Consider the following 14,325-nt stretch of genomic DNA (forward strand, 5'->3'; position numbering starts at 1 on the left):
GGAAGCCGTCGAGAGGTCACGGCACCACGGTGACCGGCCAGCGCCCCGCCTTCACCAGCCGCACGGCCACCGAGCCGACGAACCGGTGCCCCGCCGACTCGGAGGCCCCCACCACCACGGCGTCGGCGGTCAGTTCGTCGGCCGCCGACATCAGCCCGTTGTAGGGGTCGCCCCGGAACGTGTGGAACTCCCAGCGCACGTCCCAGGTGTCCTTCAGCCGCTCCGCCGACTCCCGGATTTCGTCGGCCAGCTCCCGCGCCACCTCGTCCGTCGTCCCCCCGACGGGCACGCCCAGCGCGGCGCCCGAGGGGATCACGGGCTGGACGTAGACGAGGGCCAGCCGGGCGTTCTGCCGCCGGGCGAGACCGGCGGCGTAGGCGGCGGCGCGCATGGACGAGTCGGAGCCGTCGACCCCTGCGACGATCACCTTGGGTCCGTCCGTACCCCGTTCGAACCGGTGGGACTGCTGCTCTGTCACGCTTCCGAGGCTAACCGGTGGAGCGGAGGCGCGGACGGAGGCCCCGGGCCTCCGCCGGTCGCTGCGGCGAACGGGTACAAATCGGGCGCCCCTCGGTGTCGTCGACCGGGGAGGACGCCCGGCCGTGCGAGCAGTTGGTGATGCGAAGTGATCACCTCCGGCCCGACCGCCGCACCCTGCTGAAGGTCGCCCTCGGCCTCGGGGCCGCCGCCACCGTCCATCTGCTCGCCGCCGACCCCGCCTCCACGCCCACCCGCCCCGCACGCGCCGCGGGCACCCCGCCCGCCGCGGCCGCGGGGCCGCCCGCCGGGCTACCGGGCCGCCCGCCCGCGTACCGCCTCCAGCCCATGACGGCGGCCGCCCCGCCGCGCTTCCGGCCCGCCGTCCCTCCCGTACGCACCCGGCCCTTCGAGAAGCTCCCCGACCTCGGCCGCTCCATCGTGCTCACCTTCGACGACGGCCCCGACGCGCGCTACACCCCCGACATCCTGGCCACCCTGCGCAAGCACCGGGTCCGCGCGATGTTCTTCGTCTGCGGCGAGATGGCCGACACCCACCGCGACCTGCTGCGCGAGATGGCCGACGACGGACACGTGGTGGGCAACCACTCCTGGTCGCACCCGCTGATCCCAGGGCTCTCGCGCGCCGCGATCCGCGACGAACTCGGGCGCACCAGCGAGGTCGTGGACACCACGCTCGGCGCCGCGCCGCTCTGGTACCGCGCCCCCTACGGCGCGTGGAACCGCAACTCCTTCGAGATCGGCGCCGACCTCGGCATGGAGCCCATGGCCTGGACCGTCGACACCCTCGACTGGAAGACCCCGGGTACGAACACCATCGTCCGCCGTGTGCTCGACGGGGCGGCCCCCGGGGTCGTCGTCCTCTCCCACGACGCGGGCGGCAACCGCTCCCAGAGCGTGGCGGCCCTGCGCCGCTACCTCCCCCGGCTGATCGACGAGGGGTACCGGATCACGGTGCCGCAGCGCGTCTGAGACCCGCGCGCACGGCGGTGCCCCCGGCGGACCACCGCCGGGGGCACCGCAGCACCGCCACCGTCAGCGCGTCTCCACCAGCCGGGCGAAGACCACCACGTTCCCCTCGTAGCCGCCCGCCTTCGAGTACGAGCCGCCGCAGGTGATCACCCGCAGCTCCGCGTGGCCCGTGTCGCCGTAGACCCGGGCGCCGGGGAAGTCGTTCTTGGAGAAGACCTCCACCCCGTACACCTCGAAGACCCCGATCCGGCCGTCGTACCGCTCGACCTCGACCCGGTGCCCTTTCTGGAGCGAGCCCAGGCCGTAGAAGACCGCCGGGCCCGAGGTGTTGTCGACATGGCCCACGACCACGGAGGTGCCGCGCTCCCCGGGGGAGATGCCGTTCTGGTACCAGCCGGCCAGGTTGGGGTCCTCGGCCGGCGGGGCGTCGATCCAGCCGTCGGCGTCCAGGTTGACGTCGATGATCGGGGCGTCCACGTTGATGGTGGGGATCCGCACCCGGGAGGCGGGGGCGTACGGCAGCGGCTGCACCGGCTCGCCCTCCACCGGCGGCCCCGCGGTGTCACTGCCCAGATCCAGCGAGGCGGCGGCCGCGGGCTGCGGGGGGCCCGCCTCCCCGAACTCCGCCCCGTTGCGCAGCAGGGCGAGGCCCGTGAGCATGACCAGGGCGATGGCACCCCACGGCACGCGTCTGGTCCGCTCGGCGGCAGCGTAGTCCTGGCCCATGGTGCTCCCTTCGTCGCGACGCTTGGAACGTTAGGGGCGGTGCGGTCCGGCGGCATGCAGGGAGAGGCGAACGGGTGGCGGGCGCGGACCGGCCTCCGGGGCGTGCGGTCGGGGTGCTCCCGAGGTGACTGCCCTTCGGAGTAATGAGCAGATAAAAGTTCTGACACCCTGTGACCTGCGGCTCCGTCAGATCCAGGGGTTCCCGTACGGCGTGTCGCGTCACCGGGGTGGAGCAGTGCCGAAGTGCGAGCCGGGAGCGGACTGGTGAGTGTTCGTCATGGGAGGCGTTCACGTCGATCCATCCCGGAGGACAGGCCTCCGGGGCGTCCCCCGCTGGAGGTCCACACAATGCGTGCTTCACGCGTTCTCGCGGTCACCGCGACCGCATTCGCGGCCGTCGGGCTCGCCGCACCCATGGCCGCCGCCACCAACGGCCCGGTCAACGTCAGCGTCAACCCGCAGTCGGTCCACCAGGGCGCGACCATGAAGGTCACCGCGCAGGGCTGCGGCCACGGCGGCAAGGTCTGGTCGAACGCCTTCCCGACGACCGAGCTGTCGGCGGGCGGCACCAACTACGCCACCGCCCACATCCGGCACAACACCACGCCGGGGCACTACCACCTCTCCGTGAAGTGCAGCGACAACGACCGGATCGCCACGCACAAGTTCACCGTGCTCGCCGGCAACGGCGCGCAGGGCGGGCTCGGCGGCTCGATGGGCCCGAGCTCCGTGGAGATGCAGGTCGGCGGCGGTCTGGTGGCCGCCGCGGCTGTCGGTGGCGCGGTCTTCCTCGTCCGGCGTCGGCGGACGAGCCATGCGGCGTTCTAGGACGTCCGACCTCCCGCCCGGCCCGATACGCCCGTCGCCCCGAGTCCTGGATCAGGACCCGGGGCGACTGCCGTGCGGCCGCATCACGTGGCCGTCAGTGCCGGCGGCCGGTGGAGCGGCGGCGGGCGAAGTAGAGGGTGCCGGTGGCGGCCGCGAGGACCAGGGCGGCGCCCGCCGCGATCTGCACGGTGTCCGTGGTCCCGGCGCTGCCGCCGAGCCCGCCGCGCACCCCGCTCGGCGCGATGGCCGTGGAGCTGACGGTGGGGGTCGTCGTGGTGGTGGGTGTGGGGGTGACGGTGGCTCCGGCGGTGATGGTGAGGTTCACGTTGCGGGTGGTGCCGGTGGAGCCGCACGCGAACGTCACTGCGTAGACCGCCCCCCGGCGGGCGTCCGTGTCGACGGTCGCAGTCGCCGTGGTGCTGCCGCTCGGGATCACGGTCGTGTCGAAGATGCCCGAGGTGACGGTCGTCTCGCCGGTGCACCCGCCGCCCCCCAGGGTCACCCGGCCGCCCGGTGCGACGACCGAGGGGGTGATGGTCGGGTTGAACGTGTTGATGGCCCCGTCCGGCGCGGCATGGGCGGCGGGCGGGGCCAGCAGGGTGAGGGCGGCGGTGCCCAGGAGTGCGAGGGGTGCGACACGTATCGCGCGCATGGTGGATCCTCCGGGTTCCCCGAGGGGCAGCTGCGGAACGAATTTCCACATAGCAGGAAAAATGCACCTCGATGCGCGACACGCTAGGAGCGGGGAGGACCGGCCGCTATCGGGGTCCGGCGAACGGGTCATCCTGTGCCCCGGACGGCGGCACCGCCGCCCCGGTGGGAGGCGCCGCCGTCCGGGAGGAGAGGTCAGCCGCCGGCCCCCGGGAACAGGTCGATGAAGGGGGAGGCGGTGGCCGAGATGCCCCGGCCGAACGGTGAGTCGAAGGACCAGATCAGGAAGAGCAGGAACGCGATCAGCGCGCTGAAGAGCCCGGCCAGCAGCAGTTCCCGGAAGGTTCTGCGGATCTGCAGGGTGAAGATCAGCCCGACCGTCACCAGCGCCCCGATGATCAGGCCGAACCACACCAGCGCGGGCATGGTCTCGCCCGCGTTCTCCCCCCGTGAGCTGCGGGCGTCGTCCGCCGCCGCCACCTGGTCCACGAGCGGCTGGTACGCCTGCCCCTCGTGCTCGGTCCGCGGCTCGTAGTCGGTGACGTCGGCCCGGACCCGGGCCAGCAGCTCCGTACCCCGTTCGGTGAGGGTGCCCTGTTCGGCCATCACCCGCCACTCCTTGCCGACGACATGGGCGACGTAGGCGTCCAGGTCCGCGCGGATCGTGTCGCGGACCTCTGCCGGGTAGACGGAAGAACGCTCCCGCACCTCGTGCAGTGCCTGCGCCTCCAGCCGTACGGACTCCTGCGCGGCGCTGCGGCCCTCCCAGACCCCGGCGATGGCCAGGCCCAGCACGATCGCGTAGACCACGCCGATCATCATCGTCATGTACTCGATGACGTCCGGCGTCTGGGACGGATCGTCGTCGGCGGCGACCCGTCGGTTGTTGAGCACGGCGATGGTGAGCACGACCGCACAGGCCGACGCCATGGCAATGCTCAGGACGAGCCATTCGGACATGGATATCTCCTCGTCAGCTGGGACGGTGTCAACGGGACGATCGGGGCCGCAGCACGGCGACGGCGAAGACCGCCGGGGCGGTGATCAGCAGGGTCGTGGACACCAGGGACGGCCCGCTCCGGGGCTCCTTGCGGGTCGCCTTGCGGTACGTGGGAAGCGCCACCGGCCGGGCCTCCGGCGGCTTCGGCGTCACCGACGGGGCGGGTGACGGCTTCGGCGCCGGCGGGGGCGGTGGTGCGGGCGGAGGTGGTGGCGCTGGCACGGATACGGCCTTCGGAGCGGGGGGCGGGGGAGGCGGAGGCGGCGGCGCCGGTTCCGGAGGCGGCGGAGGAGGAGGCGGTGGCGGTGGCGGCGGTTCCGGAGCGGGTGGCGGCTCCGGGGAGGGCGGCGGAGGAGGAGGCGGCGGCGAGGGCTTCGGCGGAGGCGGTGGCGGCGGGGGCTCCGGCGGGGTGACCGCACAGCCCTTGCTCCCCGCCACCGCGACCGCCGTACTGCCGTCGCCCGGCCCGACGACGGCCACCGCGCAGCTGTCGGCGTGCGCCGACGGCGGTACGGCGACCAGCCAGACGAGTGCGGCGGCTGTCGAGAGCCGCCCGATGCGGGATCCGTACACGACCCGGAGCATGATCGACGCCGGGCGGCAACACACGCGACTCCGCGCGGATTCGCCTGATGGTGGGACAATCCGCCGTTCATGTTTGCGCCAGGTTGACGGTCCGGTGCCCGCCCGCCCCCGTCGGAGGGCGGCCGAATTCTTCCCGGCCCGCGTTGAACGCGACCCCCGCCACGCCCCGTACCTAGGGCCATGGACGGCGCGGCTCCGCGCCGCATCCGAGCGCACAACACGACGACGTACTACGGGAGTCGACATGAATACCTGGCGCAACGCCTCGCTCGCGGTCACCGCCGCGGCCCTGTTGACGCTGACGACGGCGTGCGGTCAGGAGCAGGGCACGGCCTCGCCCAACGGCCAGGCGGTGGGCAACGCGGCCCCGGCGCGGCAGCCGGCCGAGAGCGGCTACGGCTCCGGGGCGGACGCCCCGGCCCCCAAGGCGGCGGGTCAACTCGGCGTGCAGGACAGCCGGAAGCTCGGGAAGGTGCTCACCGACAGCGAGGGGTTCACGCTCTACCGCTTCGACAAGGACACCGCGAAGCCGCCGAAGTCGAACTGCGACGGCGACTGCGAGAAGGCCTGGCCGGTGGTGCCCGCGGGCGATGTCACGGCCGCCGCCGGGACCGACGCCTCCCTGCTCGGCGAGGTCGTGCGGACCGACGGCTCCAAGCAGCTCACCGTCGACGGCTGGCCGATGTACCGGTATGCGAAGGACACCGCGCCCGGCCAGACCAACGGCCAGGGCGTCGGCGGCACCTGGTTCGCCGCCGCCCCCGACGGGAAGAAGGCGGCGGCCGGCGCCGACGGCGCGGACGGTGGAGAACAGGCCGAACCGGCCGACGCGGCGGGGCTTTCGGTCCGCAAGGACCCCGAACTCGGTGACATCGTCGTGGACAAGCGCGGTATGACGGTTTACCGCTTCACCCAGGACTCCGCATGGCCGATGAAGACGGCCTGCTCCGGGGAGTGCCTGAAGAAGTGGCCGGTAGTCGCCCCCGTGTCCAAAAACTCGGTGGAAGGCGTGACCAAGAAGGGATTTGTCACTTTCGACCGCCCCGACGGCATCAAGCAGCAGACCATCGACTGCTGGCCCCTCTATACGTTCGCCGGGGACGAGAAGCCGGGGGACGTGAACGGGCAGGGAGTCGGCGGCACCTGGTTCGCGGTCTCCCCGGACTCCAAGCTCGTCAAGACCGCGAAGTAACCGCCCAGTAGCTCCCAAGTGGCCCCGAACCGCCGGGAATCGACGAGTGACATGCCGGTCCGTCGCTGGATGTGTACGCGCAGCGACGGACCGGCCGTTGTTGCCACCGGAGTGTGACCAATAACGGATCGCTAATTTCCGTTTCCACTCGCTCTCTTGGCGGCCGATCAGTAGCCTCTGGTCAACACTGACCATGAACATGGCCGGATCGCCGTGGCGAACTTGTTGGAGACATCGATGGAGCGTCCCGCCTGGGCACCGCAAGGCATAGATATTTCGGTGCCGAGCGTGTCCCGCATGTACGACTTCTATCTGGGCGGATCGCACAATTTCGAGGTGGACCGGGAAGCCGCGCGGAAGGCCATGGAGTTCCTCCCGGGCCTTCCCAAGATCATGCAGGCCAATCGGGCCTTTATGCGGCGGACCGTGCGGTACGCCGTCGACCGGGGCATCGACCAGTTCCTGGATATCGGCTCCGGCATCCCGACCTTCGGCAACGTCCACGAGGTCGCCCAGGCCGCCCACCCCGGCGCCAGGGTGGCGTACGTCGACCACGACCCGGTCGCCGTCGCGCACAGCCGGGCGGTGCTGGACGGCAACGACCGCGCCGTGATCGCCGCCGCCGACCTGCGCCGGCCCAAGGAGATCCTCGCCCACCCGGAGATCACCGGACTCCTCGACCTGGAGCGGCCGGTGGCGCTGCTGCTGGTCGCGGTCCTCCACTTCATCGAGGACGCCGACGACCCGTACGGGGCCGTCGCCGAGCTGCGTGACGCACTGGCCCCCGGCAGCCTGGTCATCCTCACCCACGCCGCGTACGACGGCATTCCGCTCTCCCGGCAGGAGGCGGACGGCACGGTCGGCGTCTACCGGAACATCCGCAACCCGCTCATCATGCGCACGCACGAGGAGATCGCCGGGTTCTTCGAGGGGTACGAACTGATCGAGCCCGGGCTGGTGTCGATGCCCGAGTGGCGGCCGGAGACCCCGCAGTCGCCCGGACAGGAAGACCCGTACGCCTTCTCGGGCTTCGGCGGGGTTGGGCGTAAGGCGTGAGCATTCCCGCCCAGTCCTCCGGCGAGCAGGACGCGGAACCCGACGGCCCCGAGGGCCGGCTCCGGCGATTCGCCACGATCTGGAGCCGGGCCATCTTCCCCCTGACGGCCACCTCCCTGACCCGCCCCGAGTTCGAACGGCACCTGCTGCCGCTCGCCCGCGAACTCAGCCTCGCCCTGCACGCCCACCCGTTCGACGCATCGCCCGCCGCCCGGATCGGCGCGGCCCTGGTCGACGCGCACTGCACCGACCCGGACGCCCTCAGCGCCACGCTCGGCGTCGTCGACTCCTACCTCGTGCTCTACTGCGGCGGCAACGGCCCCGGCGAACTCTCCACCGAGGACGCCCGCGCCCGGTGCGCCCGGATCCAGCACACCCTGGCGGCCGGCTTCTCCCAGTCCCTGCGCGAGCGGACCCTCGCCGAGCAGGAGGCCATCGCCCGCTCGGCCCTCACCGCCCGCTCGGACGCCGAACAGGCCCTGCACGCCACCGAGGCCCGCTTCCGGGCGGTCTTCAAGGACGCGGCCGTCGGCATCGGCATCGCGGACCTGGACGGCAACATCCTGGAGATCAACGACACGCTCACCAAGATGTTCGGCGGCCTGGAGAACCACGTCCGCAGCCACAAGGTGAACGAGTGGGTCCACCCCGAGGACTCACCGCAGGTGTGGAAGTACTACAACGAGCTGGTACGGGGGGAACGCGACCACTACCGGGTCGAGAAGGCGTACTACCGCAACGACGGCACCGTCCTGTGGACCAACCTCACCGTCTCGCTGCTGCGCGACCCCGAGGGCCGCCCGCAGTACCAGCTGGCGCTCATGGAGGACACCACCGAGCGGCGCCTGCTCAACCTGCGGCTGCGGTACGAGGCCACCCACGACGCGCTCACCGGGCTGCCCAACCGGACGCTGTTCTTCGAGCGGCTGGAGAAGGTCCTCGCCGCCAAGGACGGCACCCGCTTCGGCCTCTGCTACCTGGACCTCGACGGCTTCAAGGCCATCAACGACAGCCTCGGCCACGCGGCCGGTGACCGGCTCCTGGTGGAGGTCGCGGACCGGCTGCAGAGCTGCGCCACCGCGCCCGGCGAGATGGTGGCCCGGCTCGGCGGCGACGAGTTCGTGGCTCTGACCACCGGGACGCGGAGCGCGGAGGCGGTGGACGAACTGGCCGGGCGCATCCTCAACGTGCTCACCACCCCGATCCGGCTGGACGGCCGCGAGCTGACCGTCCGGGGCTCGATCGGCGTCGTCGAGGGCCCCTCGGGGGAGCGCGGCGCCGCGGAGGTGCTGCGCAGCGCCGACATCACCATGTACCGGGCCAAGGCGGCGGGCGGCAACCGCTTCGAGCTGGCCGACGCGGAGGCCGACGCCCGGGCCATCACCCGGCACGGGCTGACCACCGCCCTGCCCGCCGCGCTGGACCGGGGCGAGTTCTTCATCGAGTACCAGCCGCTCGTCCACCTGGGCGACGGGACCGTGCACGGCGCCGAGGCGCTCGTACGGTGGTGCCATCCGCAGCACGGGGTGCTCGGCCCCGACCGCTTCATCCCGCTGGCCGAGCACACCGGGCTCATCGTGCCACTCGGGCGCTGGGTGCTGGAGGAGTCCGTCCGGCAGGCCAACTTCTGGCAGGAGCGGCACAGCGACGGCGGCCCGTTGCGGATCAACGTCAACCTCTCACCGACCCAGCTGCACCACCCGCGGCTGGTGGCCGAGACCGTGGACGTCCTGGAACGCTCCGGTCTGGAGCCGAGCGCGCTCTGCCTGGAGGTGACCGAGTCCGCCCTCATCGGCGCCGACGACGACCTCCTCAAGCCGCTGCGGCAACTCGCCGAGATGGGCGTGGACATCGCGCTCGACGACTTCGGCACCGGCTACTCGAACCTGGCCAATCTGCGGCGGCTCCCGGTGAGCGTCCTCAAGCTGGACCGCTCCTTCACCCGGGGCATGCAGCAGCACCCGGCCGACCCGGTCGATCTGAAGATCGTCGAGGGGATCGTCTCGCTGGCCCACAGCCTGGAACTGGCCGTCACGGTGGAGGGCGTGGAGACGGGGGCGCAGGCCGAGCAGCTGCGGCAGCTGGGCTGCGACACGGCCCAGGGGTGGTACTACGCCCGCCCCGGCGCCCCGGACCGCATCCACTCGCTGCTCCTGGCCGACGCGGTGTGACCGGGCGCGCGGCCCGTCCGCCGCGCGTCCCGGTCATCCTGCTTCCCGGTCATCCTGCTTCCGGGTCATCCTGCTCCCGGGGCACGCCGCCCCCGGTCCGGCCGCCCCGTTCCCGGGGCACCCCGTTCCCGTACGGTCCGCTGCCGGCCGGCCCGTCCGGGTACCTCCGCCGCGCACCCGGCCGGTCGGCTCTCCGGCCCGTCCCCGGCGCTCCCGGTCACCCCGCCTCCGGCCCGTGCTCCAGCAGCATCCGCTGGAGCTCCCGGGCCGCCCGGGGCGGGGCCACGTCGCTGCGGTGCGCGAGGGCGATCGTGCGGCGCAGGCCCGGCCCGGCGAGCGGGGTCTTCCGCAGATCGTGGCCCGCCCGGCCCGCGGCCATGCTCGGCACCACGGCGATGCCGAGCCCCGCGCGTACGAAACCGAGCACCGCGTCCATCTCGCCGCCTTCCACCGTGAACGACGGCTCGAACCCCTCCGCCCGGCAGGCGGCGAGCGTCAGCTCCCGCAGGTTGTAGCCGTGCCGGAACATCACCAGCGGCGCCCCTTCGAGATCCGCGATCCGCACCCGGCCGCCCCGTCCCGGCGCCGGCCCGTCGGCGGACGACACCACCACCAGGTCCTCCCGCAGCAGCTCCACCGTGGTCAGCGCGGGGGAGGCGGCCGGCAGAGGCAGCACCACCAGCGCCAGGTCGAGCGCCCCGCGCGCCAGTTGCCGTACGAGGTCGTGCGAACCGCCCTCCTCCAGCAGCAGCCGCACCCCCGGATGGCGGTCGTGGAAGGCGCGCAGCACATCGGGCAGCAGCCCCGTACAGAGGCTCGGCGTCGCCCCGAGCCGCACCCGGCCGCTCCGCAGCTGCACCAGCTCCTGTACCTCGTGGCGGGCGGTCTCCGCGTCCGCCAGGATCCGCCGGGCCAGCGGCAGCAGCGCCTCGCCCGCGTCGGTGAGGGTGATGTTGCCCCGGGCCCGGCTGAACAGCTCGGTGCCCAGCTCGTTCTCCAGCGCCCGGATCTGCTGGGAGAGCGAGGGCTGCGACACGTGCACGGCCTCGGCGGCCCGGGTGAAGTGCCGGGTCTCGGCCACGGCCACGAAATAGGTCAGCTGCTGGAAGTGCATAACCACTACGCTACCGCCTTCGATAGGCACAGGCTATGAAGATCAGCCAGACCATCTCTTGGACTGATGGGCCGCCCGCCCCTACCGTCGTGTCCATGGCATTGGCAACGCGGACGGACCGACGGCCGTCGATGACGCGTACGCTCTGGGACTCGACCGTCGGCAAGAAAACCCTCATGGCCGTCTCCGGTCTGATCATGCTCGGGTACCTCGTCGCCCACATGGTCGGGAATCTGAAGATCTTCTTCGGGCCGGGTGAGTTCGACGGCTACGCCCACTGGCTGCGCACCATGGGCGAACCGATCCTGCACTACGAGTGGGCGCTGTGGATCGTCCGCGTGGGGCTCGTCGCCGCCGTCGTGCTGCACGGCGTCTGCGCGTACCAGCTCAGCCGCCGCGACATCAGGGCCCGCCCCACCGGGTACGTCCACAAGCGGCCCCGTGCCAGCTACGCCACCCGGACCATGCGCTGGGGCGGCATCATCCTCGCGCTCTTCATCGTCTGGCACATCCTCGACCTGACGACCGGCACCGTCCACACCAGCTTCGAGGCCGGGCATCCGTACCAGAACGTCATAGACACCTTCTCCACCTGGTACGGCAACGTCATCTACATCGTCGCCGTGCTCGCCATGGGCCTCCATGTCCAGCACGGATTCTGGAGCGCCGCGCAGACGCTCGGCGTCGGCAACGCGACCCGCGACCGCGTCCTGAAGACCCTCGCAGGCGTCCTCGCGGCGGTGCTGACCCTGGGCTTCGTCTCCGTACCCGTCGCCGTCATGACCGGAGTGGTGAGCTGACATGCCCGACTACACCAACTACGCCACCGGCGATCCCGTCGTCGACACCAAGGCCCCGGAGGGCCCCGTCGCCGAGCGCTGGGACACCCGCCGCTTCCAAGCCAAACTCGTGAACCCGGCCAACCGGCGCAAACACACGGTCATCGTCGTGGGCACCGGACTGGCCGGCGGATCGGCCGGCGCGACGCTGGCCGAACAGGGATACCACGTCGTCCAGTTCTGCTTCCAGGACTCGCCCCGCCGCGCCCACTCGGTCGCCGCCCAGGGCGGGATCAACGCGGCGAAGAACTACCGCAACGACGGCGACTCCATCCACCGGCTCTTCTACGACACCGTCAAGGGCGGCGACTTCCGCGCCCGCGAGTCCAACGTCCACCGGCTCGCGCAGATCTCGGTGGAGATCATCGACCAGTGCGTCGCCCAGGGCGTCCCCTTCGCCCGCGAGTACGGCGGTCTCCTCGACAACCGCTCCTTCGGCGGCGTCCAGGTCTCCCGGACGTTCTACGCGCGCGGCCAGACCGGGCAGCAGCTCCTCCTCGGCGCCTACCAGGCGCTCTCCCGGCAGATCGCCACGGGCGGCGTCGAACTCCACGCCCGAACCGAGATGCTGGACCTCATCGTGGTCGACGGCAAGGCCCGCGGGATCGTCGCCCGCGACCTCGTCACCGGGAAGGTCGACACCTACTTCGCCGACGCCGTCGTCCTGGCCACCGGCGGCTACGGCAACGTCTTCTACCTGTCGACCAACGCCATGAACTCCAACGCCACCGCGATCTGGCGGGCCCACCGGCGCGGCGCCTACCTGGCCAACCCCTGCTTCACCCAGATCCACCCCACCTGCATCCCGCGCACCGGCGACCACCAGTCCAAGCTCACCCTGATGAGCGAGTCGCTCCGCAACGACGGCCGCATCTGGGTCCCCAAGGCCAAGGGCGACGACCGCCCGGCCGACCTGATCCCCGAGGACGAGCGCGACTACTACCTGGAGCGCATCTACCCGGCCTTCGGCAACCTGGTGCCCCGCGACATCGCCTCCCGCGCCGCCAAGAACGTCTGCGACGAAGGGCGCGGCGTCGGCCCCGGCGGGCAGGGGGTCTACCTGGACTTCGCGGAGGCCATCCAGCGGATGGGCCGCAAGGCGGTCGAGGCCAAGTACGGCAACCTCTTCGACATGTACCAGCGGATCACCGACGAGGACCCCTACACGGTCCCGATGCGGATCTACCCCGCCGTGCACTACACGATGGGCGGCCTCTGGGTCGACTACGACCTCCAGACCACCATCCCCGGCCTCTTCGCCATCGGCGAGGCCAACTTCTCCGACCACGGGGCCAACCGGCTCGGCGCCTCCGCCCTGATGCAGGGCCTCGCCGACGGCTACTTCGTCCTGCCGTCCACGATCAACGACTACCTCGCCCGCAACCCGCACACCGAGAAGGTCGACGCCGAATACCCGGCCGTGGCCGAGGCGGTGGCCGAGACCGAGGACCGGCTCAATCTGCTGCTCTCCGTCGACGGCGACCGCACCCCCGACTCCTTCCACCGCGAGATCGGTGAACTCATGTGGGAGTACTGCGGGATGGCCCGCACCGAGGACGGACTGCGCAAGGCGCTCGCCCGCATCCCGGAGATCCGCGAGGAGTTCTGGCGCCGCATCAAGGTCCCCGGAACCGGCGAACAGTTCAACCAGTCGCTGGAGAAGGCGAACCGCATCGTCGACTACCTGGAACTGGCCGAGCTGATGTGCCTCGACGCCCTGCACCGCGCCGAGTCCTGCGGCGGCCACTTCCGCGAGGAGTCCCAGACCCCGGACGGCGAGGCCGAGCGGCGCGACGAGGAGTTCTCGTACGCCGCCGCCTGGGAGTTCACCGTCACCGGCGGCGCCCCCGTCCTGCACAAGGAAGACCTCGTCTTCGAGTACGTCCACCCCACCCAGCGGAGCTACGCATGAAGCTCACCCTGCGCGTCTGGCGCCAGCAGAACGCCGAGACGCCCGGCGCCATGGCCACCTACGAAGTCGACAACATCTCCGCCGACATGTCGTTCCTGGAGATGCTCGACACCCTCAACGAGGAACTCATCCTCGCCGGGGACGAACCGGTCGCCTTCGACCACGACTGCCGCGAGGGCATCTGCGGCGCGTGCAGCCTCGTCATCAACGGCGACGCCCACGGCCCCGAGCGCACCACCACCTGCCAGCTCCACATGCGGTCCTTCTCCGACGGCGACACGATCGACATCGAGCCGTGGCGCGCCTCCGCCTTCCCGGTCGTCAAGGACCTGGTCGTGGACCGCTCCTCCTTCGACCGGATCATCCAGTCCGGCGGCTACATCTCCGCCGCGACCGGCACGGCCCCGGACGCGCACGCCACCCCGGTGCCCAAGCCGGACGCCGACTTCGCCTTCGAGCACGCCGAGTGCATCGGCTGCGGAGCCTGTGTGGCCGCCTGCCCCAACGGCTCGGCGATGCTCTTCACCTCGGCCAAGGTCAACCACCTCAACGTCCTGCCGCAGGGCGCCCCGGAGCGCGAGACCCGGGTGCTCGACATGGTGGCCCAGATGGACGAGGAGGGGTTCGGCGGCTGCACGCTGACCGGCGAGTGCGCGACCGCCTGCCCGAAGGGCATCCCGCTGCCGTCGATCGCGGCGATGAACAAGGAGTGGCTGCGGGCGACCCGTAAAGTCCGCCGCTGAGGCGGGAGTTGATCCCGTACGGTGCCCTGCTCGGGGCC

At 71.7% G+C, this 14,325-nt stretch carries 15 protein-coding genes; 9 read left to right on the forward strand and 6 right to left on the reverse strand.

Annotated features, from left to right (window positions below):
• Positions 1–16 precede the first annotated feature (16 nt).
• The gene (locus ACQ9ZG_RS31010) at positions 17–478 is read right to left on the reverse strand and encodes a universal stress protein (protein WP_028419244.1); all 462 of its coding nucleotides are present in this window, start codon (positions 476–478) and stop codon (positions 17–19) included.
• Positions 479–618: 140 nt separating this feature from the next.
• On the opposite strand from ACQ9ZG_RS31010, the gene ACQ9ZG_RS31015 reads away from it, so the two are divergent.
• Positions 619–1,470 carry a polysaccharide deacetylase family protein gene (locus ACQ9ZG_RS31015; protein WP_499281455.1) on the forward strand — a complete coding sequence of 284 codons (852 nt, stop codon included), beginning with the start codon at positions 619–621 and terminating at the stop codon, positions 1,468–1,470.
• Positions 1,471–1,533: 63 nt separating this feature from the next.
• Here ACQ9ZG_RS31015 and ACQ9ZG_RS31020 read toward each other — a convergent pair whose 3' ends face one another.
• Complete coding sequence (locus ACQ9ZG_RS31020) at positions 1,534–2,196, reverse strand: class F sortase (RefSeq protein ID WP_084990580.1); 663 nt, start codon at positions 2,194–2,196, stop codon at positions 1,534–1,536.
• A gap of 348 nt (positions 2,197–2,544) precedes the next feature.
• Here ACQ9ZG_RS31020 and ACQ9ZG_RS31025 point away from each other — a divergent pair, with 348 nt between their 5' ends.
• Positions 2,545–3,024, forward strand: a complete 480-nt coding sequence (locus tag ACQ9ZG_RS31025) for a hypothetical protein (protein ID WP_019763728.1) — start codon at positions 2,545–2,547, stop codon at positions 3,022–3,024.
• A 94-nt stretch (positions 3,025–3,118) separates the two neighbouring features.
• On the opposite strand, the gene ACQ9ZG_RS31030 is transcribed toward ACQ9ZG_RS31025, so the two are convergent.
• From ACQ9ZG_RS31030 to ACQ9ZG_RS31040, 3 genes are all read right to left on the reverse strand, one after another.
• A complete protein-coding gene (locus ACQ9ZG_RS31030) occupies positions 3,119–3,676 on the reverse strand; it encodes a hypothetical protein (protein ID WP_499281456.1) in 558 nt (185 codons plus the stop codon).
• A gap of 194 nt (positions 3,677–3,870) precedes the next feature.
• Positions 3,871–4,635, reverse strand: a complete 765-nt coding sequence (locus ACQ9ZG_RS31035; RefSeq protein WP_109914347.1) for a bestrophin-like domain — start codon at positions 4,633–4,635, stop codon at positions 3,871–3,873.
• Between the two features lie 28 nt (positions 4,636–4,663).
• Complete coding sequence (locus ACQ9ZG_RS31040; RefSeq protein WP_018487417.1) at positions 4,664–4,798, reverse strand: hypothetical protein; 135 nt, start codon at positions 4,796–4,798, stop codon at positions 4,664–4,666.
• Positions 4,799–4,839: 41 nt separating this feature from the next.
• On the opposite strand from ACQ9ZG_RS31040, the gene ACQ9ZG_RS31045 reads away from it, so the two are divergent.
• The 4 genes from ACQ9ZG_RS31045 to ACQ9ZG_RS31060 all read left to right on the forward strand — a co-directional run bounded on the left by ACQ9ZG_RS31045 (position 4,840) and on the right by ACQ9ZG_RS31060 (position 9,679).
• Positions 4,840–5,088 (forward strand): hypothetical protein, encoded by a 249-nt coding sequence (locus ACQ9ZG_RS31045; protein WP_499281457.1) that lies wholly within the window; start codon positions 4,840–4,842, stop codon positions 5,086–5,088.
• A 416-nt stretch (positions 5,089–5,504) separates the two neighbouring features.
• A complete protein-coding gene (locus tag ACQ9ZG_RS31050; protein WP_109915285.1) occupies positions 5,505–6,452 on the forward strand; it encodes an SCO0930 family lipoprotein in 948 nt (315 codons plus the stop codon).
• Between the two features lie 237 nt (positions 6,453–6,689).
• Positions 6,690–7,508 carry an SAM-dependent methyltransferase gene (locus ACQ9ZG_RS31055; protein WP_028419251.1) on the forward strand — a complete coding sequence of 273 codons (819 nt, stop codon included), beginning with the start codon at positions 6,690–6,692 and terminating at the stop codon, positions 7,506–7,508.
• Positions 7,505–9,679, forward strand: coding sequence for a putative bifunctional diguanylate cyclase/phosphodiesterase (locus ACQ9ZG_RS31060; RefSeq protein ID WP_386698796.1), 2,175 nt, complete (start codon positions 7,505–7,507; stop codon positions 9,677–9,679). The genes ACQ9ZG_RS31055 and ACQ9ZG_RS31060 overlap by 4 nt, the downstream gene beginning before the upstream one ends.
• 217 nt (positions 9,680–9,896) lie before the next feature.
• Here the strand turns inward: ACQ9ZG_RS31060 and ACQ9ZG_RS31065 are convergent, their stop codons facing one another.
• Positions 9,897–10,793 carry a LysR family transcriptional regulator gene (locus ACQ9ZG_RS31065; RefSeq protein ID WP_499281458.1) on the reverse strand — a complete coding sequence of 299 codons (897 nt, stop codon included), beginning with the start codon at positions 10,791–10,793 and terminating at the stop codon, positions 9,897–9,899.
• Between the two features lie 131 nt (positions 10,794–10,924).
• Between ACQ9ZG_RS31065 and ACQ9ZG_RS31070 the strand changes: the two genes are divergently transcribed.
• From ACQ9ZG_RS31070 to ACQ9ZG_RS31080, 3 genes are read left to right on the forward strand one after another with little or no spacing between them, the layout of a single operon-like run.
• Positions 10,925–11,593, forward strand: a complete 669-nt coding sequence (locus ACQ9ZG_RS31070; RefSeq protein WP_109916036.1) for a succinate dehydrogenase cytochrome b subunit — start codon at positions 10,925–10,927, stop codon at positions 11,591–11,593.
• A 1-nt stretch (position 11,594) separates the two neighbouring features.
• Positions 11,595–13,544 (forward strand): fumarate reductase/succinate dehydrogenase flavoprotein subunit, encoded by a 1,950-nt coding sequence (locus ACQ9ZG_RS31075; RefSeq protein WP_109916034.1) that lies wholly within the window; start codon positions 11,595–11,597, stop codon positions 13,542–13,544.
• Positions 13,541–14,287: a succinate dehydrogenase/fumarate reductase iron-sulfur subunit gene (locus ACQ9ZG_RS31080; protein ID WP_018487426.1), complete on the forward strand. Its 747-nt coding sequence runs from the start codon at positions 13,541–13,543 to the stop codon at positions 14,285–14,287. Before ACQ9ZG_RS31075 ends, ACQ9ZG_RS31080 begins: the two co-directional genes overlap by 4 nt.
• Positions 14,288–14,325: the final 38 nt, after the last annotated feature.

The organism is Streptomyces araujoniae, assembly GCF_050871195.1.
GTDB classification, from domain to species: domain Bacteria; phylum Actinomycetota; class Actinomycetes; order Streptomycetales; family Streptomycetaceae; genus Streptomyces; species Streptomyces bacillaris.

Excerpts from the sequence above, each read along its gene's own strand:
- ACQ9ZG_RS31020 (WP_084990580.1), bottom strand. The coding sequence starts at position 2,196 with ATGGGCCAGGACTACGCTGCCGCCGAGCGGACCAGACGCGTGCCGTGG.
- ACQ9ZG_RS31055 (WP_028419251.1), top strand. The coding sequence starts at position 6,690 with ATGGAGCGTCCCGCCTGGGCACCGCAAGGCATAGATATTTCGGTGCCG.
- ACQ9ZG_RS31030 (WP_499281456.1), bottom strand. The coding sequence starts at position 3,676 with ATGCGCGCGATACGTGTCGCACCCCTCGCACTCCTGGGCACCGCCGCC.
- ACQ9ZG_RS31035 (WP_109914347.1), bottom strand. The coding sequence starts at position 4,635 with ATGTCCGAATGGCTCGTCCTGAGCATTGCCATGGCGTCGGCCTGTGCG.
- ACQ9ZG_RS31075 (WP_109916034.1), top strand. The coding sequence starts at position 11,595 with ATGCCCGACTACACCAACTACGCCACCGGCGATCCCGTCGTCGACACC.
- ACQ9ZG_RS31025 (WP_019763728.1), top strand. The coding sequence starts at position 2,545 with ATGCGTGCTTCACGCGTTCTCGCGGTCACCGCGACCGCATTCGCGGCC.
- ACQ9ZG_RS31080 (WP_018487426.1), top strand. The coding sequence starts at position 13,541 with ATGAAGCTCACCCTGCGCGTCTGGCGCCAGCAGAACGCCGAGACGCCC.
- ACQ9ZG_RS31015 (WP_499281455.1), top strand. The coding sequence starts at position 619 with ATGCGAAGTGATCACCTCCGGCCCGACCGCCGCACCCTGCTGAAGGTC.
- ACQ9ZG_RS31070 (WP_109916036.1), top strand. The coding sequence starts at position 10,925 with ATGACGCGTACGCTCTGGGACTCGACCGTCGGCAAGAAAACCCTCATG.
- ACQ9ZG_RS31050 (WP_109915285.1), top strand. The coding sequence starts at position 5,505 with ATGAATACCTGGCGCAACGCCTCGCTCGCGGTCACCGCCGCGGCCCTG.
- ACQ9ZG_RS31065 (WP_499281458.1), bottom strand. The coding sequence starts at position 10,793 with ATGCACTTCCAGCAGCTGACCTATTTCGTGGCCGTGGCCGAGACCCGG.